This window comes from Staphylococcus sp. 17KM0847, assembly GCF_013463155.1.
In the GTDB taxonomy this organism is placed as follows: Bacteria; Bacillota; Bacilli; order Staphylococcales; family Staphylococcaceae; genus Staphylococcus.
Genome location: NZ_CP040781.1, coordinates 1,072,649 through 1,094,202, shown reverse-complemented (window position 1 = coordinate 1,094,202; position 21,554 = coordinate 1,072,649). Strand labels below are relative to the sequence as shown.

At 35.2% G+C, this 21,554-nt stretch carries 24 protein-coding genes and 2 pseudogenes; 1 reads left to right on the top strand and 25 read right to left on the bottom strand.

The window, feature by feature from the left end; all coding sequences use genetic code 11:
• Positions 1 to 24: 24 nt before the first annotated feature.
• From FGL66_RS05245 to FGL66_RS05200, 11 genes and pseudogenes are all read right to left on the bottom strand, one after another.
• Positions 25 to 996 (bottom strand): biotin--[acetyl-CoA-carboxylase] ligase, encoded by a 972-nt coding sequence (locus FGL66_RS05245; protein WP_180808796.1) that lies wholly within the window; start codon positions 994 to 996, stop codon positions 25 to 27.
• On the bottom strand, positions 980 to 2,188 hold the full coding sequence (locus tag FGL66_RS05240) for a CCA tRNA nucleotidyltransferase (RefSeq protein ID WP_180808794.1): 1,209 nt from the start codon (positions 2,186 to 2,188) through the stop codon (positions 980 to 982). The genes FGL66_RS05245 and FGL66_RS05240 overlap by 17 nt, the downstream gene beginning before the upstream one ends.
• Positions 2,181 to 3,314 carry an N-acetyl-alpha-D-glucosaminyl L-malate synthase BshA gene (gene bshA / locus FGL66_RS05235; RefSeq protein ID WP_180808793.1) on the bottom strand — a complete coding sequence of 378 codons (1,134 nt, stop codon included), beginning with the start codon at positions 3,312 to 3,314 and terminating at the stop codon, positions 2,181 to 2,183. The genes FGL66_RS05240 and bshA overlap by 8 nt, the downstream gene beginning before the upstream one ends.
• An 11-nt stretch (positions 3,315 to 3,325) precedes the next feature.
• Positions 3,326 to 3,646 (bottom strand): nucleotide pyrophosphohydrolase, encoded by a 321-nt coding sequence (locus FGL66_RS05230; protein ID WP_180808791.1) that lies wholly within the window; start codon positions 3,644 to 3,646, stop codon positions 3,326 to 3,328.
• 177 nt (positions 3,647 to 3,823) lie between these two features.
• Positions 3,824 to 3,968 (bottom strand): annotated as a pseudogene (locus FGL66_RS09950) (recombinase family protein); the annotation flags it as partial.
• Positions 3,969 to 4,184: 216 nt separating this feature from the next.
• Positions 4,185 to 5,348 carry a chromate efflux transporter gene (chrA, locus tag FGL66_RS05225; RefSeq protein WP_180808790.1) on the bottom strand — a complete coding sequence of 388 codons (1,164 nt, stop codon included), beginning with the start codon at positions 5,346 to 5,348 and terminating at the stop codon, positions 4,185 to 4,187.
• A 10-nt stretch (positions 5,349 to 5,358) separates the two neighbouring features.
• Complete coding sequence (locus FGL66_RS05220) at positions 5,359 to 5,661, bottom strand: PadR family transcriptional regulator (RefSeq protein ID WP_180808788.1); 303 nt, start codon at positions 5,659 to 5,661, stop codon at positions 5,359 to 5,361.
• A 125-nt stretch (positions 5,662 to 5,786) separates the two neighbouring features.
• Positions 5,787 to 6,188: an arsenate reductase (thioredoxin) gene (gene arsC / locus FGL66_RS05215; RefSeq protein ID WP_180808787.1), complete on the bottom strand. Its 402-nt coding sequence runs from the start codon at positions 6,186 to 6,188 to the stop codon at positions 5,787 to 5,789.
• A 17-nt stretch (positions 6,189 to 6,205) separates the two neighbouring features.
• Positions 6,206 to 7,495: an arsenite efflux transporter membrane subunit ArsB gene (gene arsB / locus FGL66_RS05210; protein ID WP_180808786.1), complete on the bottom strand. Its 1,290-nt coding sequence runs from the start codon at positions 7,493 to 7,495 to the stop codon at positions 6,206 to 6,208.
• On the bottom strand, positions 7,492 to 7,809 hold the full coding sequence (gene arsR / locus FGL66_RS05205; RefSeq protein WP_180808785.1) for an As(III)-sensing metalloregulatory transcriptional repressor ArsR: 318 nt from the start codon (positions 7,807 to 7,809) through the stop codon (positions 7,492 to 7,494). Before arsR ends, arsB begins: the two co-directional genes overlap by 4 nt.
• A 60-nt stretch (positions 7,810 to 7,869) precedes the next feature.
• Positions 7,870 to 8,220 (bottom strand): annotated as a pseudogene (locus FGL66_RS05200) (helix-turn-helix domain-containing protein); the annotation flags it as partial.
• Here FGL66_RS05200 and FGL66_RS05195 point away from each other — a divergent pair.
• Entirely contained in the window at positions 8,129 to 8,410 is a 282-nt protein-coding gene (locus FGL66_RS05195; RefSeq protein ID WP_308413112.1) for a helix-turn-helix domain-containing protein, read from the top strand. The pseudogene FGL66_RS05200 and the gene FGL66_RS05195 sit on opposite strands and share 92 nt — an antisense overlap.
• Before the next feature lie 235 nt (positions 8,411 to 8,645).
• Here the strand turns inward: FGL66_RS05195 and FGL66_RS05190 are convergent, their stop codons facing one another.
• From FGL66_RS05190 to der, 14 genes are all read right to left on the bottom strand, one after another.
• Complete coding sequence (locus FGL66_RS05190; RefSeq protein ID WP_180808782.1) at positions 8,646 to 9,341, bottom strand: zinc metallopeptidase; 696 nt, start codon at positions 9,339 to 9,341, stop codon at positions 8,646 to 8,648.
• 53 nt (positions 9,342 to 9,394) lie between these two features.
• The gene (locus FGL66_RS05185) at positions 9,395 to 9,982 is read right to left on the bottom strand and encodes a DUF1405 domain-containing protein (RefSeq protein WP_180808780.1); all 588 of its coding nucleotides are present in this window, start codon (positions 9,980 to 9,982) and stop codon (positions 9,395 to 9,397) included.
• 35 nt (positions 9,983 to 10,017) lie between these two features.
• Positions 10,018 to 10,560, bottom strand: coding sequence for a YpiB family protein (locus tag FGL66_RS05180; RefSeq protein WP_258007318.1), 543 nt, complete (start codon positions 10,558 to 10,560; stop codon positions 10,018 to 10,020).
• 9 nt (positions 10,561 to 10,569) lie between these two features.
• Positions 10,570 to 11,811: a tetratricopeptide repeat protein gene (locus tag FGL66_RS05175; RefSeq protein WP_180808777.1), complete on the bottom strand. Its 1,242-nt coding sequence runs from the start codon at positions 11,809 to 11,811 to the stop codon at positions 10,570 to 10,572.
• 1 nt (position 11,812) lies between these two features.
• Positions 11,813 to 13,102: a 3-phosphoshikimate 1-carboxyvinyltransferase gene (gene aroA, locus FGL66_RS05170; protein WP_180808775.1), complete on the bottom strand. Its 1,290-nt coding sequence runs from the start codon at positions 13,100 to 13,102 to the stop codon at positions 11,813 to 11,815.
• A 6-nt stretch (positions 13,103 to 13,108) separates the two neighbouring features.
• Positions 13,109 to 14,179, bottom strand: a complete 1,071-nt coding sequence (gene aroB, locus FGL66_RS05165; protein WP_180808773.1) for a 3-dehydroquinate synthase — start codon at positions 14,177 to 14,179, stop codon at positions 13,109 to 13,111.
• 13 nt (positions 14,180 to 14,192) lie between these two features.
• Positions 14,193 to 15,359 (bottom strand): chorismate synthase, encoded by a 1,167-nt coding sequence (gene aroC / locus FGL66_RS05160; RefSeq protein ID WP_180808772.1) that lies wholly within the window; start codon positions 15,357 to 15,359, stop codon positions 14,193 to 14,195.
• A 247-nt stretch (positions 15,360 to 15,606) separates the two neighbouring features.
• Entirely contained in the window at positions 15,607 to 16,056 is a 450-nt protein-coding gene (ndk, locus tag FGL66_RS05155) for a nucleoside-diphosphate kinase (protein ID WP_180808771.1), read from the bottom strand.
• Between the two features lie 73 nt (positions 16,057 to 16,129).
• Complete coding sequence (locus FGL66_RS05150; RefSeq protein WP_180808770.1) at positions 16,130 to 17,086, bottom strand: polyprenyl synthetase family protein; 957 nt, start codon at positions 17,084 to 17,086, stop codon at positions 16,130 to 16,132.
• 16 nt (positions 17,087 to 17,102) lie between these two features.
• Entirely contained in the window at positions 17,103 to 17,816 is a 714-nt protein-coding gene (locus FGL66_RS05145) for a demethylmenaquinone methyltransferase (protein WP_180808768.1), read from the bottom strand.
• A gap of 4 nt (positions 17,817 to 17,820) precedes the next feature.
• Entirely contained in the window at positions 17,821 to 18,393 is a 573-nt protein-coding gene (locus FGL66_RS05140; protein WP_180808767.1) for a heptaprenyl diphosphate synthase component 1, read from the bottom strand.
• A gap of 283 nt (positions 18,394 to 18,676) precedes the next feature.
• A complete protein-coding gene (gene hbs / locus FGL66_RS05135) occupies positions 18,677 to 18,949 on the bottom strand; it encodes a non-specific DNA-binding protein Hbs (protein WP_180808766.1) in 273 nt (90 codons plus the stop codon).
• A 174-nt stretch (positions 18,950 to 19,123) separates the two neighbouring features.
• Complete coding sequence (locus FGL66_RS05130) at positions 19,124 to 20,122, bottom strand: NAD(P)H-dependent glycerol-3-phosphate dehydrogenase (RefSeq protein WP_180808764.1); 999 nt, start codon at positions 20,120 to 20,122, stop codon at positions 19,124 to 19,126.
• A 16-nt stretch (positions 20,123 to 20,138) separates the two neighbouring features.
• A complete protein-coding gene (der, locus tag FGL66_RS05125; RefSeq protein WP_180808763.1) occupies positions 20,139 to 21,449 on the bottom strand; it encodes a ribosome biogenesis GTPase Der in 1,311 nt (436 codons plus the stop codon).
• Positions 21,450 to 21,554 lie beyond the last annotated feature (105 nt).

The following is a 21,554-nucleotide window of genomic DNA, read 5'->3' as shown; positions in this document are numbered from 1 at the left end:
CCTCCTTTCTATATCATTGAGGTGTTAAAAATGAATATCTGCACTCATTAAGCGATGTATATTGCCTGTTTCATCGACGACATGTAAAAAGCCATCATCATCCATTTCAATAACTTTACCATAAAATTGCTTACGTCCTTCTGTAAAGCGTAAACGTCGATTCCAAATATTAGAGACATCGATATATTCCTGTTTAATTGTGTGGAATGGTGTACTTAAAAATTGATGATAACGCTGTTCAATTTCTGTAACAAGATCTTGTAGCAATGCATAACGTTCCACAGGTGTTTCGCGATGTAAACGTAGACTGGTTGCCGTATGTATCAAATCTTCGTCAAAATCATGTTCCTGCTGATTAACATTGATACCGATACCACAGATAACTGCTTCTATACTGTCAGCATTTGCGACCATCTCTGTTAAAAAGCCACATACTTTACGCTCACCAATGTAAATGTCATTGGGCCATTTGATTTGAACTTTATCTTTGACATAGCGTTGAATTGTATGACAAATAGCAAGCGAAATAAACAAGTTAAAAGTGGTAAGCATAGAGAAAGGAATGTCAGGACGTAATACAAGTGTCATCCATATGCCTTGTCCTTTTGTAGATTGCCATGGTCGTTTAAAGCGCCCTTTACCTCCTGTTTGTTCGTCACTAACAATGAGCATCGTTTCAGTATGACCTACAAGTGCTTTTTTGGCGACATCTTGTGTTGAAGTAACAGATGGAAATGCTTGAATTGTATCAACGAGTTGTTGTTTTTTTAAGCAGGCCTCTAATACGCCTAAATACCAATAAGCAGGGTAACAATTTAAACGATGTCCCTTATTATGAACAGAATCAATAGAAACACCTTCTGTTTTGAGTTGATCAATCACTTTTTTGACGGTCATACGAGAGATATCGAGCTGATTTGCAATCATTTGCCCGGATATATATTGTGGTTGGACTTCTGTTAAGAGTGTCAATATCGCATTACGGTATTTTGACATTTGTTTTCACCCATTCAATAATTTCTTGTTCACGATTTGGAATTTTACGTTGTACAACTGCACATTCAGCGCTTCGCAAAGCAGTTTTTAACCATGGTCCTGGTTTTGAAGCGAGTGCAGTCATTAATGTTTTGCCATTAATATCGAGTTGTGTACGATTAGTAATAACAAGTGATTGAAAGACTTCTTCAATGATCTGTAAATTAAAAATAATTGGTGTTGGCTGTGTAATGTTATTGACTTCAAAAATGTCTTGTAGTGCTAGCAGTTCTCTTGCTGTATGATATCCAAAGTCATAAACAAATTGTGCTAAAGATCGTTTGGAGTCGAGTTGTTGCGCAGCTTTTAAAGCATGGACAAGATGTTGTGCAGCTTTTATTTCGTCATTGCTACGTTTGAGTTGTTTTAATCCAGTTTCATGGTGTGTACAGTACATAACAATCGCTAAAAACTGTGAGAGTGTTAATGGTATATTAATACGTATTGCACGCATATCGACCTCTCTAAAGTAAGGCAAATAGTGCCAAATATTAAGGTCACTTAAAGATGCAAATACTTGAGAAACATGTGAGCCGTGTAATAATTTTTCTAACTCAATCATAATGCGTTCAATTGCGAGATATTCAATATCTGCTACATTTTCTTTCATTGCATGATATGTGTCGCGCGCAATCGTAAAGCCAAGTTGCGATTGAAAGCGTAACCCTCGTAATATACGTAATGCATCTTCATCAAAACGATCTTTAGGATGACCTACTGTACGAATAATCTGCGCTTGAATGTCCTGTTGACCTTCAAAATAATCGACCAGCTGAAATTGATGATCCATTGCAATAGCATTGATTGTAAAATCACGACGTTCAACATCTCGATATAGATCTCGTACAAAAAAAACTTCACTCGGGCGTCTATGATCTAAATAAGCACCATCCGTACGAAAAGTCGTTACCTCATAGTTGCTTCCTTGCCAAACCACATTAATCGTGCCGTGTTCTTTACCAACAGGAATCGTATGATCAAACAATGACTCAATTTCGTTGGGAGTTGCACTTGTCGTAATATCTACATCATTGATCGGCCGATGCATAATGTAGTCTCTAACAGCCCCCCCAACAAAGTATGCATCATACCCGTTATCCATCAAGCGTTGCATTATTGGAAGTGCATCAAGAAATATGATTTTATTATTCATGTTGGGTATCCCCTAGCATTTGAAGATAATACTTTTCATACTGATCTGCAATAATAGAAGAGTGAAAGCGTTGTTCTATATCTTTGAGCATATTTTGTTGTAATGTTTGATACAGTTTTGGATCATTCAGTAGTTTTATGGCATAATGTGCTGCGAGCTGACTATCCCCAACATCTACTAAATACCCTGTTTTTTCATGTTTAATAACTTCCTGTATACCTCCAGCACGAGTTCCAATAGGTATTACACCTGTATTCATCGCTTCGAGTAATGTTAGACCGAAACTTTCTTTCTCACTCATTAATAAGACAATATCTGAGATTTGGTAAAAGTTGCTCATGCAGTCTTGTTTACCTAAAAAGAGCACATCATCTAATAAATTAAGGTGACGTACTTTCTCTCTCATATCTTGCAGTTCAGGTCCATCTCCAATCAGTAGTAGCTTTGCTTTCATTTGCTGACGTACAGCATGAAATGTCTCTATAATCGTATCGATACGCTTTACTTTTCTAAAGTTTGAAACGTGAATCATCACTTTTTCATCTGGTTGAATACCGTAGCTTTGTTTGAGTTGCGCATTATAGCCAGTAGGAAATTCAGATTCACGGACAAAATTATAAATAGGTACAATGTCCTTGTTAGGTTTAATAATTTCATAGGTTTCTTGCATAAGCGATGTACTCACACTTGTTACAACATCACTCTGTTCAATACCGAACTTTATCGCGTTACGCAATGAGTGATCATAACCCAAAACAGTAATATCTGTGCCGTGTAATGTAGTCATGATTTTAATATCTTTACCAGACATTTGACGTGCTAAAATACCACAAATTGCATGTGGAATAGCATAGTGCATATGCAAAACGTCTAAATCGTATTCGTTGATGACATTTGCAATTTTTGTACTTAATGAAATATCGTATGGTGGATACTGAAATACTGCATATTGATTAACATCAACTTGATGAAATGTAATATTGGGAATGGGTTTGTTTAGACGAAAAGGCATATTAGATGTAATGAAGTGAACTTCGTGTCCGCGTTCTGCCATCAGAATGCCTAACTCCGTAGCAATAACTCCTGAACCACCAATGGAAGGATAGCAAGTAATTCCAATCTTCATAGAAATCCTCCTTATTTTCTTTCAAAGCGATTTTTATCACGCGTATTAAATTTGTCCATTGTTTGATTAAAACTTTCTGTCATATCAATATTTAACGAGTTTGCAATACAAAGTAAGACGAATAAGTTGTCTCCGAGTTCCGCTTCAATTGTATTTGGCATTTCACTCGCTTTTTTCTGTTTTTCACCATAATAATGATTAATTTCACGCGCCAGTTCCCCCACTTCTTCAGTTAAACGTGCTAAATTGGCTAGTGGTGAAAAATAGCCGGCTTTAAATTGTGAAATATAGTCGTCCACTTCTCGTTGCATTTCAACCATAGATTTTGACATGATATGACCTCTTTCTTTTTAACATTCTCCCTTATCTTACATGATTTAACTAGTAATCGGCAATTTATCCAGCTTCGATAAAACTAAAGTTGAACGAATCATTCAACTACAAATAAATTTTTGGTATGTATATTAATAGATTATCCATCTTCTGTGGATGATATCATATATAGTCGCACCTTTTTCCCCTCTAAATCTGACAGATGCTAATCCTTTTTGTATATTCACTTAACAAATTAGCCTCCAATTCAGTAAATGTACGCATCATTGTAATGAACACCTTATCCATTGCCTCTTTAGTTGATACATTCATATAAATCAATGTTATTTTCATTTAATAAGAACTGATTTAAGTTGATATCAGTTTTGGAGTTATATGGCACAAATTTTGTTCTTTAAATGGCATAAATAATATTAAATAAATTAATATTATTTATAGTGTTTAGTTTATAAAGTTATAAAAGGAGCCTGAGATTTATGTCCCAGACTCGTATAGAATATAAGTATTTTAATTATTATTTATATTCATTGATTTATATTAATAAAATAAAACACCTAAAATAATACCTACCAAAACAATAGCCCAAGAAGGCAATTTAAAATACATTAATAATATGAACAATGAGCTGGCTAAAGCAAAATCTAATTCTGATTTAATGGTTGAAGTCCAAATTGGGTTATAAAAAGCAGCAATAAGAATACCAACTACGCCTGCACTTATCCCTTTTAAAAATCCTTCAGCATAAATATTAGATTTAATATTATCCCAGAATGGCAAAATTCCAAATAACAAAAGAAATGCTGGTAGGAAAATAGCAATAGTAGCCAAAATTGCTCCTCCAATCCCTTCTATAGACATACCAATGTATGAAGCAAACGTAAATAACGGTCCGGGTACAGCTTGAGCAACAGCATAACCCGTTATGAAGTTATCGGGTGATATTAATCCTGATGGTACAAACTCATTTTCTAATAAAGGTAAGACAACATGTCCTCCTCCAAAAACTAAAGAACCTGATCTATAAAAACTATCAAACATTTTTAACCATAGATTATTTGTCATAGAACTAGCGATAGGTAATACAGTTAATAGTAAAAAGAATAATGATAATGAAACAAAACCTAATTTTTTAGGTAACTTAAATGATTTGTTTTTTATTTTAGTTCTATCTGTTGATGTTTGTTTTAGAAAGATGAGACCATATACACCAGTTATTGATAGTGCAATGACTTGTATATAAAGATTATTTATTACTAACGATAATATAAGAACAAATAATGCTAATGCAATAGTGGTTTTGGTGTTTGTTAATTTTTTACCCATTCCTATAATAGCTTGGGCTACAATAGCAACAGCTACTAGTTTTAAACCTTGCATCCAAGTGAAACTTACATCACTATTTGTAAATAGCGCTGAAAAAATCATTAGTATAATTACAGATGGGAGCGTAAATCCGATAAATGAGATAATACCTCCTCCGATGCCGCCTCTTATAGTTCCTATACCAATACCTACTTGGCTACTTGCAGGACCGGGTAAAAACTGGCATAGTGCTACCAAATCAGAATACTCTTTCTCATCAAGCCATTTTCTTTTTTTTACATATTCATCATAAAAATAGCCTAAATGGGCAGTAGGTCCACCGAATGATAATAAACCAAGTTTTAATGCAACAAAAAAAATATTTGTATATTTATACATAAAGGTCTCCTTATATTTCATTGGTTAACTCTTTTAATTTTTCTCTAGATTCTTCTAAAAACTTTTCACCTTCTGGAGTTATTGAATAGTATTTTCTATTTTTTCCATTTACAGTTTTCGTGGTACTTTTTAAAAGGTTCTCGTTTTCTAGTGTATGAAATATTGGATAAAGGGTCCCAGGACTCATATTATAACCATGTTCTTCTAATTCTTTAATCATCCAAGCCCCATATATTTTATCTTCGTTTGCATGATGTAATATATGAATATAGATAAATCCTAAAAATAGTTTTCGTTGTATTTTACTTTTCAATATATCTCTCCTTAGTTAAAATCGAATAACGATATCGTAATCCGATTTTAATGTGTATAAATACTCTTGTCAATTAATTTATTAAGTTTGAAATCAGTGAATTAGTAGTAAAAAACATCAAGTATCTACTTGATGTTTTTACTAAAATCTTTAATTGTATTACCTATTTCATCTCTAACACGTTGGAATTCTGACCATTCTTTACCTGCTGGATCATCAAAACCCCAATGTACTTTTTTAACGTTTGGTCGTAAAATAGGACAATTATCGTCTGCATCACTACATAACGTTACGACCAAATCGGATTGTTTTAAAATATCATTATCAATCAAGTCTGATGTATGGTTTGATATATCAATATCTACTTCTTGCATAGCTTCTATTGCTTTAGGATTAACACCATGTGTTTCAATACCAGCAGAATAGACATTCCAATCTTCACCCAATATTTCCTTTCCCCAACCTTCAGCCATTTGGCTACGACAAGAGTTTCCTGTACATATAAAATAAATTGTTTTCTTATCCATAATTAAGGCCTCTTTTCTTAAAATATGATTAGCGTAAGGTATAAACCTAAAAGTGTTACAAATAGGACTGGAATAGTAATGATAATTCCAGTTTTAAAGTATGTTCCCCACGAAATCTTCACACCTTTTTGTGTTAAGACATGTAGCCACAATAATGTTGCTAAAGAACCAATTGGCGTAATTTTAGGTCCTAAATCAGAACCTATGACATTCGCATAAACCATACCTTCTTTTAATATTCCTGTAGCACTGGATTGACCAATAGCTATTGCATCTATTAAAACAGTTGGCATGTTGTTCATAATTGAAGATAAGAAAGCAGCTATAAAGCCCATACCCATGATACTGCTGAATAACCCATAACTTGAAATATTTGTTAGGATATACCCAAGAATCGTTGTAATACCTACATTTTTTAGTCCAAACACAACAAGGTACATACCAATAGAGAATACAACAATATTCCATGGTGCGCCTTTAATGACTTGTTTTGTATGAACTGCTTTAGATTTACGAGCTAATATTACAAAGATAAGAGCAATGATACCAGCAATGATTGATACTGGGATTTGAATAAACTCACTAACAAGATAACCCACAAGCAGTATTGCTAATACAATCCATGAAAGCTTAAATAATTTAGGATCTTTGATTACACTTTTAGGATCTGAAAGATTTTCTGTATTGAACGTTTTAGGTATAGATTTTCTGAAATATAACCATAAAACGAGAATACTAGCAATCAGAGAGAATATATTAGGAATAATCATGCGACTAAAATACTCAATAAACCCAATATCGAAGTAATCTGCAGAAACGATGTTAACTAAGTTACTTACAATTAAGGGCAGTGATGTAGTATCTGCAATAAAACCACTGGCAATAATAAAAGGAAAAATCACTTTTTTATTAAATCCTAGATTTCTTACCATCGCTAATACAATGGGCGTTAAGATTAAAGCTGCACCATCATTGGCGAAAAATGCTGCTACAATTGCCCCTAATATCATGATAAAAACAAACATTTTTAATCCATTACCTTTTGAAGCCTTGACCATATGTATCGCAGACCATTCAAAAAATCCAATCTCATCTAATATTAATGAAATAAGAATAACAGCTACAAAGGTTAAGGTAGCATTCCAAACAATACCTGTTACTTCTAATACATCGGAAAAACTTACGACTCCCGTAATGATCGCAACAACAGCTCCAATTAAAGCTGTAATACCAATATCTAAACCTTTTGGTTGCCATATCACAAAGATTAAAGTTAAAAGAAAAATCACAATTGCTAAAATTGTCATTGACACTCACCTGACTTCATATTTTTACATGCACAGCTTTGGTCAGATGTGTTAATGATATCTAAGTTTTGATTAATATAATCTAAAAATGCATGATTAAGTTGATACATATGTTTATTACCATTTTTTCGTGTAGTCACTAACTCGTTATCTACTAATGACTTCATATGATGGCTTAATGTAGGTTGTGAAAATTGAAAATGCTCTAGCAAGTCACAAGCACATAACTCACCACGAGATAGTAAATCCAGTATTTCCAACCTACTTGGATCTGATAAGACTTTTAATATTGTCGATAGTTCTTTATAAGACATGAATATACCTCCTAGACATTTAATAGATTAACATCTATATAGATTAATATCTATGTTATTTTATCTACTGTTTTTAATTCTATATATAGTTTGGTATGTAATACCTACTTCTTTAGCTATAGTACTTATAAATTTACCTTGTTCAAGTAACTCAACAACTCGGTAATAAACCAAACGTTTTTGTGGGTCTTTAGCATTGGGAGAATACAGAAAAGGTCTCCCTTTATATCTCCCTTTTTCTTTGGCTACTTTAATACCTTGAGCTTGTCTACGTTTACTTTCATTTCTTTCTTGTTCTGAAATCATTGCTAAAATTTGAATGATTAAATCCTTCATGAATTTATCTAATAATGGATTCCCAATTGCTTCATTCATCATGGGTAAGCTTGTAATCATTAATTGGACTTCCTTACTTGTTCTAAGACAAGCAATATGGAAAAAGGGAAATTCAAAAGGAGGACGGCCTCAAAAAATTGAAAAAAGCCAAAAGCAAAATATTAAACAACTATATGATAGCGATAAATATACAGGTGAAGAAATTGCTCAAATGACGAGATTAAGTAGGACTTCAATTTATAGGATAATTAGAGAAACGTTATAAAACAAAGCAGGTAGACAATCATATAACTGTTTACCTGCTTTGTGCCATTTAAAGAACAAAATTAATGCCATATAACTCCAAAAATGACAGTTGAAGTCACAACCACTTTCAATGTTATCAATGTCATGAGATGTTGCACATAATTTGATAATTGAAGACACAAAAGAGAAGCGCTCCTATTAATAGAAAAAGACTGAAACACATTCCGTTTCAGCCTTTACATCTATCATATTCTCTATTCTGCAGAACGTGCAATTAAAATAAAACGTAATAGTTCTGCTACTGCTACTGCAGTTGCTGCAACGTATGTCATTGCAGCAGCGCGTAATACACGACCTGCATGCTTGTATTCTTTTTCATTAACAATATTCATGCGTTGGATTTGATTCATTGCGCGCTTACTAGCATCAAACTCAACAGGTAATGTCACAATTGAAAACAATACCGCAAATGCCATTAAGAAAATACCAATCCATAATGCAGAAGTACCGATCGCCATGTTCATCATTGTGAGTACAAAACCAATCATAATGAAGATGTACGACAATGAACTGCCTAGATTTGCAACTGGTACCAATGCTGTACGGAATCGTAAGAAAAAGTATCCTTCATAATGTTGAATCGCATGACCGACCTCATGGGCAGCAATTGCAGTACCTGCCACACTTGGGCGATTATAGTTTGCTGGAGATAAGACAACTACTTTATTTTTAGGATCATAGTGATCGGTTAAAAAGCCTTGTCCCTCTTTTACATCGACATCGTATATCCCGTTTGCATGTAATATTTCTAATGCTACTTCTCGTCCCGTCTTGCCACTAGTAGACCTAACTTTTGAGTATTTTTCATAGTTAGATTTAACACTGTATTGTGCATACATTGGGAGGATCATAAGTATTACAAAATAAATAATTAAAGATATTAAAGACATTATGTTCCCTCCTTATAACATATATTCTACGTGCTTCGTGAAAGACGGTCAAACTATTTACTCCACTGTTGTGAAATTCGCCATAAAACAATAAGTAACGGCAATATTGAGAGCCAAAAAGCGATATAACCGATTGTCATCTCATAATGGGTGAGCGAACCATAAACGGGATATTGGTGAAAGACATAATCAATCATATCATTGTGGAACACCCATACCATTGTGAGTCCGAAGCTTAGAAAAGTAAAATGAAATCTTGGCAAGAATAGAAAAGCCTGAATTGCCATTACGGCATGTGAACAGATAAGCATTAATCCTGTTATATATATTGTATGATCGACGGTGAAGAGCATAACGTTCATAATGACTGCCCAAATGCCATATTTAATCAATGTTACAAAAGCTAATGTATCAACTATTGCAGATGTTTTATTAACGAACATAAAAAGTAAACTGATTGATAAAAATAGAGTAGCGGTTGGGCTATCTGGTACAAATGGCCAATAATACCATGATGTCGTTGAAAGTTGTTCACCATACCAAATATAGCCATAAATTGTGCCTAAAATATTAAAGCATATTAATACAGCTAAAATCCCCTTATGATAAAGGAATGATTGTATTGTTGATTTACAGATCATCTAATAACAACACCTCATTTATATAAAAATTGTATTTATTGACGGAGCTTAAGTGTATTACGAAGACGTGTTAAATGATAAAATGACGCCGCATCGTATGTTGTTAAACTCATATCAATCTGAGCGGTCAATAGTTTTAAAAGTTGTTGCTCAGTCGTTTTAGACAATGTTACATAGTACAAATCGCTAAGATACTCTGGATGACCTTGTGTATCAAGCAATTGGTACAATAAAATGTGATCCAGTAGATGATCTCGATTGCCATTATCATTAAGGTGTATTTTGATATCGACACGATCTGTTGTTTGGATTATGCGATAAAATATAGTATCCATATTTATCAAATGCTCTTCATCACGATAGTACACCACGCCACTTGCTCCAGATTCAACAGTAGCAATTTCAAGTGTTGGATGATGTTCGACTGTTTGATCGACAAAATAAATCATATCTAACAACTGGGGTGTTGCTTTTAAATAATTTAACAACCAAACGCTAATGCGAGATTTAAAAGTGTATTGTGAAAGTAAGTGATCAATAAATCGTTGCTTTGCCTCTTGCAATGGTATTTCAAACATCACTATACCTTAGACCAGTCGCTCGCGTTCTTCATGCCATTGTGGATTGCTGGAATCCAGTGCGATTAAATGATTTAAAACATCAATGCGAATGGTTGTCTCACCTATTTCAGTAAGGTAGTGATAATAGTCACTTAAAAAGTCAATATTATCGTGTAAGGTTGCATAAGCAAGTTGATAAAAATGTTGTGCTTCTTTATCGCGTTCTTCATCACCCATTGCATAAGCGAGTTGCCACATAAACTGAGGATCCATATCATCTTCTTCAACATATTGAACAAGTGAAATAATCCCATGGTTGTCGTTTTCATTGCGATAGTAATCTGCAAGTAACATGAGAGGTTCTTGATATGACGGATCAGTTTCTAATGCTTGTTTGAGTAAAGTAACCCCTTCTTCTTGTACGCCATGTTCTAGCTGCAATGCGCCTGTTGTGTACATAAGCTCTTTGTAAAATTGATTGAGACGCAATCCTTCTAATCCTATATCAATAGCTTCTTCATAGGCTTTCTCATTTTCATAGAGCTGTTGCAAATAAAAATAACCTTGTAAGTAATCGGGATCTTTTTGTAGTAAGGATTTGACCATTTTGATTGCTTCGTGTGTTAAGTCATTTTTATCGTAAGCAATCGCTTTTTTAAAGAAATCTTCTGACGTCATTTCTTGCTCGTGAATTTCATCATACCATTGTAAAGCATCTGTATAGTTACCGCTTTGTAAACTACTGTCTGCTATACGTGAAAAGAGGTTCACCCCATTAATGATATGTTCTCCAGATTCGAGGACAGTATCATAGGCACGAGAAGCACGTAAGTATTGACCATCAAAGTATAGTAATTCTGCAAGTCCAAAATGCAATACGGGATCGGAAGGTTCCATATCAATGGCTTGTTGAACTTTATCAATCGCTACATCCACCATGTTAATTTGTTGATATAAATCAGCTTCAAGCATCAAACGCTCAGGTGTCAGTTCGATGTCATTCAAATATTCTAATGCTTCATCAGTATGATTTTCTGATATAAGCCCTTCAATAAAATATACAAGGATGTCTACTTCATCTGGATACTTCATATAAAGCACACGGAAAACCTCTAATCCTTGAGGCATAAGACCAAAACGGTAAAGTGTTTCACCTAGCAAAAATAAAGCTTCATCGTTATCTGATTGGAGTGCAGTATCTACACGACTGTTCAATCCTTCTAACTTTTGACTATTAATATCATCTATAAGCTTATAGATATCTTGCATGTTATCCCTCATTTTCTAATTGTTTTAACATAGCTAAAAAGCCAGGAAACGAGACATTGACGCTATCAAATTGCTTAATTTCGTATTTTTTAGATGCGAGAACTGATGCAATAGCAAGCATCATTCCTATACGATGATCTGTATGACTATCTAACACCGCTTGTGATATCACTTGTGAAGGTTCAATGATTAGACCGTCATCAGTGGGTTGAAGTGACAATCCGAGTTTTGATAATTCATGAGCTGTTGTATCAATTCTATTTGTCTCTTTAACCTTTAATTCTTGAGCATCTTTAATAATACTTGAACCTTGAGCTTGTGTACAGAGTAATGCAATAATAGGTAGTTCATCAATACACCTTGGGATGAGATTGCCACTGATTTCAGTCCCTCTTAAATGAGGTGAGTAGCGAACGCGAATGGATGCTGTTGGTTCTGTCCCCTCTGTTACATTAAAACATGATAGATTTCCTCCCATATTTTGAACAACTTCAAGAATGCCATCTCGTGTGGGATTAATACCAACATTATGTATCGTGATATCACTACCAGGAATAATTAATCCAGCCACAATAAAAAATGCAGCAGACGATATATCTCCGGGAACATCAAAGTCAGAAGGATGAATATGATGAATCCCGTTAGCAGGTAAAGTGATTTTCAATGCATCATGCTCAATAGGAATACCATAGTGTGCAAACATCGTCTCTGTATGATTACGAGAGACATCGATCTCTTCGATTGTAGTGGTACCAGATGTGAATAGGCTTGCAAACAAAATCGCACTTTTTACTTGTGCGCTTGCTACTGGCATTTTGTAATGAATACTTTGGACACGACTTGGTTTAATAATAAGAGGTGTATATTGCTCGTCTACACCAGAGATTTGAATATTCATTTGTCGTAAAGGTTTAAGAATACGTGCCATTGGGCGTTTGCCAATAGAAACGTCTCCAGATAGGACGCTTTCAATACCCATACCGCCCAGAACACCTGCTAATAAACGAGTTGTAGTACCAGAATTTCCTGTATAAAGTGTTTGATGTGGTGTATCAAAGTGTTGATATCCCGGAGAATGGACGACAATGTGATGTTCATGAATATCAATTGTTACACCGAGCAAACGGAAAATTTCAATAGTGCGTAAACAGTCTTCTCCTAAAAGTGGTTGGTGAATCATCGAGCGTCCACGTGCTAATGATGCTAAAATGATTGCACGATGTGTCATTGATTTATCTCCGGGTACGGTTATTTCTCCACTCAATGGTCCGTGAATATCAATAGTTGTCATCGAGGTTCAACTCCTTCTCAAAGATTGTAGTACTTCAAATGCTTGCTCGAGCAGCATTGGTGATACCGTTTTTACGACAGGATGTCCTAATTTTTCTAATAAAACCATGCGAATACCGGACTGGTCGTTCTTTTTATCTTGTTGCATCAGTTGTAGTAATGGCTTGAATGTTAATGTATCTATAACGTCGAGAGGATAGCCCACTGCCAATAGATAATTATAATAATGGCGAATATCGTGATGTGTGTTCAACAATTGGTTGGCCACGATCATTTGAAACAAAATACCAATCATCACAGCATGACCGTGTGCAATTTTGGAATGATATTCCACAGCATGACCTAATGTGTGACCTAAGTTTAACCACTGACGTTGTCCACGCTCTTTTTCGTCTTTGACCACAATGTTTAACTTTACTTGAATCCCTTTGCTAATGTAATGTTCAATATTATGTAGTGTCAGAAGTGCAGCTAAATCGGGATATGTTTGTTCTAGTGTTTCAACTGCTGTATCATCTTCGAGTAGTGCGTGTTTATAAACCTCTCCATAGCCACTTAAAATTTCTTGAGTAGGTAATGTTGATAAAAAATCCAAATCATAAATAACTGCTGAGGGGCGATGAAAAGCGCCAATTAAATTCTTACCATATTGCGCATTGATACCAACCTTTCCACCAATACTAGAATCATGGGCTAAGATTGTTGTAGGGACTTGAATAAAATCTACGCCTCTCAATAATGTTGCAGCTAAAAAACCGACGAAATCTCCAACAGCGCCCCCACCAATAGCAATAAGACAAGTGTTTCTTGTTGGTTTCAACGCCAATAATGCATTAAGGTACTTTTCATAATAAGTCAATGTTTTTACTTGCTCTCCAGCAGGCAGGATGAACGTTTGTGTTATTTTTTGTTGTTGAATGCTATTGAGCTTATGGGACCAGTGTGTATTGACCTGTGCGTCAACAAAGAGAAAGACATCTTGATAGCCTTCAATCAACGGTTGGAGATGATTGTTCATTGCATGTTGTGTCACGATAATAGGATAGTTATTGTTCTCGTAAGTTGTCATCAATTTCATCGCATATCACCTTTTAAAAGTTAGTGTTAAGCATACGTCGCTCTGTTACTTGCTGAGTCAAACGAGACATCTCATTGGATTCAAATTCCTCTAAAAGCGCACGAGTGACTTCAAAAGCTACGGCATGTTCACATACAATACTTGCAGCAGGTACTGCACAGCTGTCTGAACGCTCAATTGTAGCTTTAAATGGTGCTTTTGTATTGATATCGATTGAATTGAGTGGTTTATATAATGTTGGAATAGGTTTCATGACGCCATTAATAATAAGAGGCATTCCGTTCGTCATGCCACCTTCTAAACCACCGAGGTGATTGGAGCTACGATAGTAACCGCGGGACGTATCATAATGGATAGGGTCTTGGACTTCGCTTCCGGGTTTTTCGGCTACTGTAAAGCCGTCACCAAAAGAAACGCCTTTGAATGCATTAATACCTACTACACTTTGTGCGATACGCCCATCTAATTTACGATCATAGTGAACATAACTTCCAATTCCAATAGGCATATGATTGACGATAACTTGAACGACACCACCTAATGAATCACCGTCTTTTTTAGCTTGATCAATTTTGTTGCGGATTTGTTGTGCGATTTCTTCATTAATGACACGCACATCGTTTTGATCGGTATGTGAGATTATTGTATCTATATCATAAAGGGTGTCGTCTTTAATCCCTCCAATCTCTACAACACGACTGTATATGTCAATATCTAACTGTGAAAGAAGTTGCTTACATAATGCACCGACTGCAACACGGGCAGCAGTTTCACGTGCAGAAGAACGTTCCAAAACATTGCGCAAGTCGCGATGTTGATATTTCATCCCACCTATAAGATCTGCATGTCCCGGTCTAGGTTTGGTAATAACGCGTTTCATCTCAGTTTGTTCATCTTCTGTAATTGGTGCAGCTCCCATAATATGACGCCAATGTTTAAAGTCATCGTTTTGAATCACGATAGTAATCGGACTGCCTAAGGTATAACCGTGTCGAACGCCGGAAACAATTTGGACATTATCTTTTTCAATTTGCATACGTCGCCCACGTCCATATCCTCCCTGACGTTTGTACATCTCTTCATTTAATTTATCAATATCTACTTTCATATTAGCGGGTAGACCTTCAATAATAACGGTTAGCTGAGGACCGTGTGATTCGCCTGCTGTTAAAAATCTCATGGGTTATGCACTTCCTTTTATTATAAATATAGAATCATTGTCTTGTTAGCATAACATACGAATCATATGTTATGCGTAAATAGATATGACATACATCATAGCATAAAATCAAAGTTTAATTAACAGAAAACTCCAAAAAAGTTTATTGCTTTTAATCGATAAAGTGTGATTTAAAAAATTAAAAGCTTTTAAATAATGAAATATATAGCAAATAAAAAAGCAGCGACTATGCTGCTTTTACTAAAAATTATTCGTAAATCCATACTTCATCTGGTGCTGTATATGTGCTTAATTCATCTTCATTAAACCATAAAGCAATTTCACGTTGTGCGGATTCAACAGAGTCTGAACCGTGAACAACATTGCGACCTACTGTTAAGCCTAAGTCGCCTCGAATAGATCCGGGTGTTGCCTCTGATGGATTGGTTGCACCAATGATATGACGTGATATATTTACCGCATCATCTCCTTCTACAACCATAGCAAAGACAGGAGCTGATGTAATAAAAGAAATAAGGCTATTGTAAAAAGGTCTTTCTTTATGTTCGGCATAGTGTGTTTCTGCTAATGACTGTGGTACGGTCATCAACTTTGCGCCAACAAGTTTAAGTCCTTTACGTTCGATACGTTGTACAATCTCCCCGATTAACTTTCGTTGAACGGCATCAGGTTTAATCATAATAAAAGTTCTTTCCATAAGTGTTTTCCCCCTGTTTTATAACATACACATTTATAGTATCACTTATGTAAAGCGCTTTCAATTATAAAAATTAACGCATACGATGTTGTAGCCGTTTAATTAATTTTCGAAATAGAGGTTTTAAATCTTCGTTGGGTAAAAGTGCGACTTGCTTCAACGCTTTATTAAGGTATTGTGCACTAATCATTTTGGATTGTTCGATAGCACCAGAATTTCTTACTTGTTGAATACATTCTATGAATAGATCAGTTGGTGCATCACTGCTTAGGCATGAAACCTTTTCTTTGAAATCTTTATTTTGACGCATTTCTAATAGAACAGGTAGTGTCATATGACCATTTCTTAAATCGCTTCCTACGGGTTTACCGAGCTTCTCTTCTGAACTTGTGAAATCTAAAATATCATCAATAATTTGAAAACTCATACCAATATAATGACCAATTTGTTTCATCATGCGTACTGTTTTATCGTCCGCACCAGAAGTCATTGCACCTACTTCAGTAGATAATTGAATAAGAAGTGCTGTTTTTCGGTTAATACGTCTTAAATAATTGGTTAGAGATTGATTTGATCTAAATTGATCTTGGAATTGGAAGAGTTCGCCACGACACACCTCCGTAATCGCATATGATAATGTTTCATGTATACGTGCATCTTCAATAAAAGACAAATGTTCTAACGCACGAGCAAGTAAAAAATTACCAGTTAAAATCGCTGTGGGTTTATCCCACTTTTTTTCGATTGTCCAGCTTCCACGACGTTTGTCACTGTAATCGATAACATCATCGTGAACTAAAGTAGCCATATGAATAAGCTCCAGTGCTGTTGCCACACGATAAGCAGACTCGTTTGCTTTGTCAGGGCCTACATGACTACTTAAAATAACAAAGAGCGGACGTACACGTTTTCCGCCTGAAGATAAAAGATGACGTGCCGCAGACTCCAGTGTTGAATCTTGACTTTGAATTAATGTCTGAAGTCTTTTTTCAATTGTTTTGATTTCTTGGTTTCCATTTATTTTCGACATGCCAATCACCTTTTAATTATTTCGTATTCGGTTTATAAGCGAGATGCATTGCTGCAACACCACCTGTAAAGCTGCGAACTTTAACACCTTCAAAATTTACACTTTCAAATAATTTTTTTAATGTTTTACGATCTGGAAAGTTAAATGCAGATTGTTGTAACCATTCATATTCTTGTTTTGACTTTGCAAACAATTTACCAAATAATGGCATGATAAATTTAAAATAAAGTTGATAGCCTTGTTTGAAAATGGGTAAAGTAGGTTGACTTGTTTCAAGACAAACGACCATTCCTCCAGGTTTTAAAACACGATACATTTCTTGTAGTGCAATCGTGTAATCTGGAATGTTGCGCAGTCCGAAACCGATTGTAACATAATCAAAGGCGTTGTCTTCAAATGGTAAATCCATAGCGTCTCCTTGCACGAGGCGAATATTTTCCATCGTTGAAGTTTTTTCTTCCCCCACTTTTAGCATATTCTCACTAAAATCGAGACCTGTCACTTCACCTTGAGGGCCAACAGCTTGGCTTAATGCTATTGTCCAATCAGCTGTTCCACAACATACATCTAAAGCTACGGAGCCTTGTTTAACAGCCATCTCCTTCATCACTTTTTTTCGCCAACTTTTATGTTGTTCAAAACTAATAATATTATTTAAACGATCATATTTATTTGAAATATTTTGAAATACTTCGTGTACTTGTGCTTTATCAGCTTTATTGTTTGTCATTATTTTAAACCTCATTATACTTTATATTTTTTAGAAGTTGAAGCAGGTGTTTTAAATCATCGGATTTAAGATGCCCAAGATAACGCAAATCAGAGCAGTCTAATTTTAGAATAAACGAATGCAAGTATTGTTGGGGATCTTCATTTGGTATATAAACATCAAGTATTTGTTGAAGGAGTAAAGTTTCAATATGGTAAATAGCGTCGACTAATTCGGGCTGCTTCATGACCTTATATTGATGTTGAATTTGAGATTTCAATTCATTGATACGCACAATGGCTTCACTCATCTTTAATTGGAAGTGAGGCGCTTTTAACTCTGACAATAATGTATAATAATGTGCGCTCAACAAATCACCAATTAAAATAGCATCACGCTCGTAACCATCATAACTTACACGATCAAGATGTTTCATGGAAGTATCGATTGAGAGGCACGCAAGTTTGGCAAGCAGTGGAATATTGAGTTGATCAAGTGTTTGAGATAGTTTTGTACTGATATGTATATTGCTCGGTTTATGTAACTGTGAGAGCCGTTGATTGATTTGTTGCTCCAGTATTTGATATGTATGTTCCATTGTTGCCACCTCTCATTTTAGTCACTCTCTATCTTAACATTATCCCTAAAAAAATTAAATGTGAATTACTTGAAACGTATATAAATGTATAAGAAATACAATTAATGAAAAGTAGACTTTATCGACAAAATGAATGTTCCATCGCCCTATTATACTACGGACTTAGTTACTATATGTATGGGAGGTTTAAATGATTTTAAGAACAGATGCTTTAGTTAGGTTTATATTTTTAAATAAAACAAAAAAGCCCCTATTATATAAGGGCTTTTGGTAAATAAACGAATTATTTAACAGCATCTTTAAGTGCTTTACCTGCTTTGAAAGCTGGAACTTTGCTTGCAGGAATATCGATCTCTTTACCTGTTTGAGGGTTACGACCTTTACGTGCAGCACGTTCACGTACCTCGAAGTTACCGAAACCGATTAATTGTACTTTTTCACCTTTAGCTAGTGAGTTTTGAATTGATTCGAAAACGGCATCAACTGCATGACTCGCATCTTTTTTAGTTAAGTTAGCTTGTTCAGCAACCGCGTTGATTAAGTCTGTTTTGTTCATGTCCAAGACACCTCCTTAAAGGTTGTATGTAATGATAATTCATTTATCACTATGGTATGACTTTAACACAAGAATAGGGAAAACTGCAATGATTTATATGCGAAAAACGTTGATTTAATCGCATTTAGTGATATTTCCGAGTGAAATACCTTAAATTTGTCAAAAATTGAAGATTTATTCTGCTTTTTTTGTACGTCCCATTAAAATTTTCAGCTCTTCTTCAACAGGTTGTGCTTCAAATAATACGCGATACAGTGCTGATGTAATAGGCATTTCTACACCTATTTTTTGTGAGAGATGATAGACAGATTGTGTCGTATAAACACCTTCAGCAACCATATTCATATCATTCAATATGTCTTCAAGTGTATGTCCTTTACCTAATTGATAGCCTAATGAAAAGTTACGGGAATGTACAGAGGTGCATGTCACAATTAAGTCACCAATACCACCTAAACCTTGGAAAGTTAACGGGTCTGCACCCAGTTTGACACCAAGACGTGTGATTTCTGCAAGACCACGTGTAATCAGTGCAGCTTTGGCATTATCACCGTACCCAAGTCCAACTAAGACGCCACTGGCAATAGCAATAATATTTTTGAGCGCACCACCTAACTCCACCCCTATTAAATCATCATTTGTATAAACACGTAAATAATCAGTCATAAACAAGTCTTGAATCATTTGACAAAGTTCTGGATTATGGGAGGCAGCAGATACAGTAGTCGGTTGTTTAATGACAACTTCTTCCGCATGACTCGGTCCTGAAAGAACGCCAACGCCAGCATTATATACTGGAGCAATGGAATCTTCAATCATCTCTGAAACACGTTTAAATGTTTCGTTTTCGATACCTTTTGCCACGTGAATGAACATCTTTTTGGATGTTAAATATGAGTTGATTTCTGTTAAGACAGAACGAATGGCTTTAGTTGGCAAGGCGATGAGATAAATATCTGCGTGTGCAATGGCTTCTTGTAAATCGGTTGTTGCTTGAATGGCTGTATGAATTGTTACATTTTTTAAGTAATTATGATTCGTATGTTGTGTATTGATTTCTGAAACAGTTGCTTCTGTTTTCCCCCACATCAAAGTGTGGTGTCCGTTGTCAGCGAGTACATTTGCTAGTGCTGTACCAAAACTTCCCGTGCCGAATACAGTAATATTAGTCATGGAAGTGCCTCCTCTTTTAGTTTCGTTTACGTGCGATAATATGGACAGGCGTACCTTCAAAACCAAATGCATTTCTAATTTGGTTTTCTAAATAGCGCTTGTATGAAAAGTGCATCAGCTCTACATCATTAACAAAGACAACAAAAGTCGGTGGTTCGATAGCCACTTGTGTTGTATAAAAAATGTTTAAACGACGTCCTTTATCTGTTGGAGTAGGATTCATTGAAATCGCATCGGTAATCACTTCATTCAGCGTTGAACTTTGAACACGTTTTTTATGATTTTCACTCGCTTCATTAATTAATGGGAATAATGTACGAAGACGTGTCCCTTCTTTAGCTGATACGAATGCAATTTGTGCATAATCAAGAAATTGGAAGTTTTGTCTTACATCGTCTATAAATTTCTTCATTGTTTTACTGTCTTTTTCTAATGTATCCCACTTATTAACTACGATTACAATGGCTTTACCTTCCTCATGTGCATAGCCGGCAACGCGCTTATCTTGTTCAATAATACCCTGTTCTGCATCTAGCACAACAAGAACAACATTGGAACGCTCAATCGCTTTTAATGCACGAAGTACAGAATATTTTTCGGTAGATTCGTACACTTTTCCTTTTTTTCGCATACCTGCTGTATCAATTAATACATAGTCTTGTCCTTCATAACTATATTCTGTATCGATTGCATCACGTGTTGTGCCAGCAACATTAGAGACGATTACACGTTCTTCACCTAAAATCGCGTTAACCAAACTAGATTTTCCTACATTTGGACGTCCAATTAATGATAATTTAATCGTTTCGTCATCATAAGGATCTTCCTCTATTGGTTTAAAATGTGTTGCAACTGCATCTAATAAATCACCAAGTCCTAACCCATGTGAACCTGATAGTGGATAAGGCTCACCAAAGCCCAATGTATAGAAATCATAAATATCATTGCGCATTTCTGGATTATCTACTTTATTAACTGCAAGAACAACAGGTTTTTTGGATTTGTATAGCATTTGTGCGACCATTTCATCACTCTGTGTCACACCTTCACGTACATTTGTCATAAAGATAATAACATCTGCTTCATCAATCGCCACTTCGGCTTGCGCACGAATTTGTGTTTGGAAAGGTGCATCTCCAATTTCTATGCCACCTGTATCAATAATATTGAAATCGTGTGTTAACCAATCTCCACTTGCATAGATTCTATCTCTTGTAATACCGGGTGTATCTTCAACAATAGAGACACGTTCCCCAACAATACGATTGAAAATAGTTGATTTTCCTACATTTGGACGACCAACAATCGCTACTACTGGTTTTGTCATAGTGATTCTCCTTCTATATTCATTCTTTGAAGTCATTGACTACATATATTTTATAATTGTCACGCTACATCACTCAACGGTTCATACTTCAACAGTGTTATTATA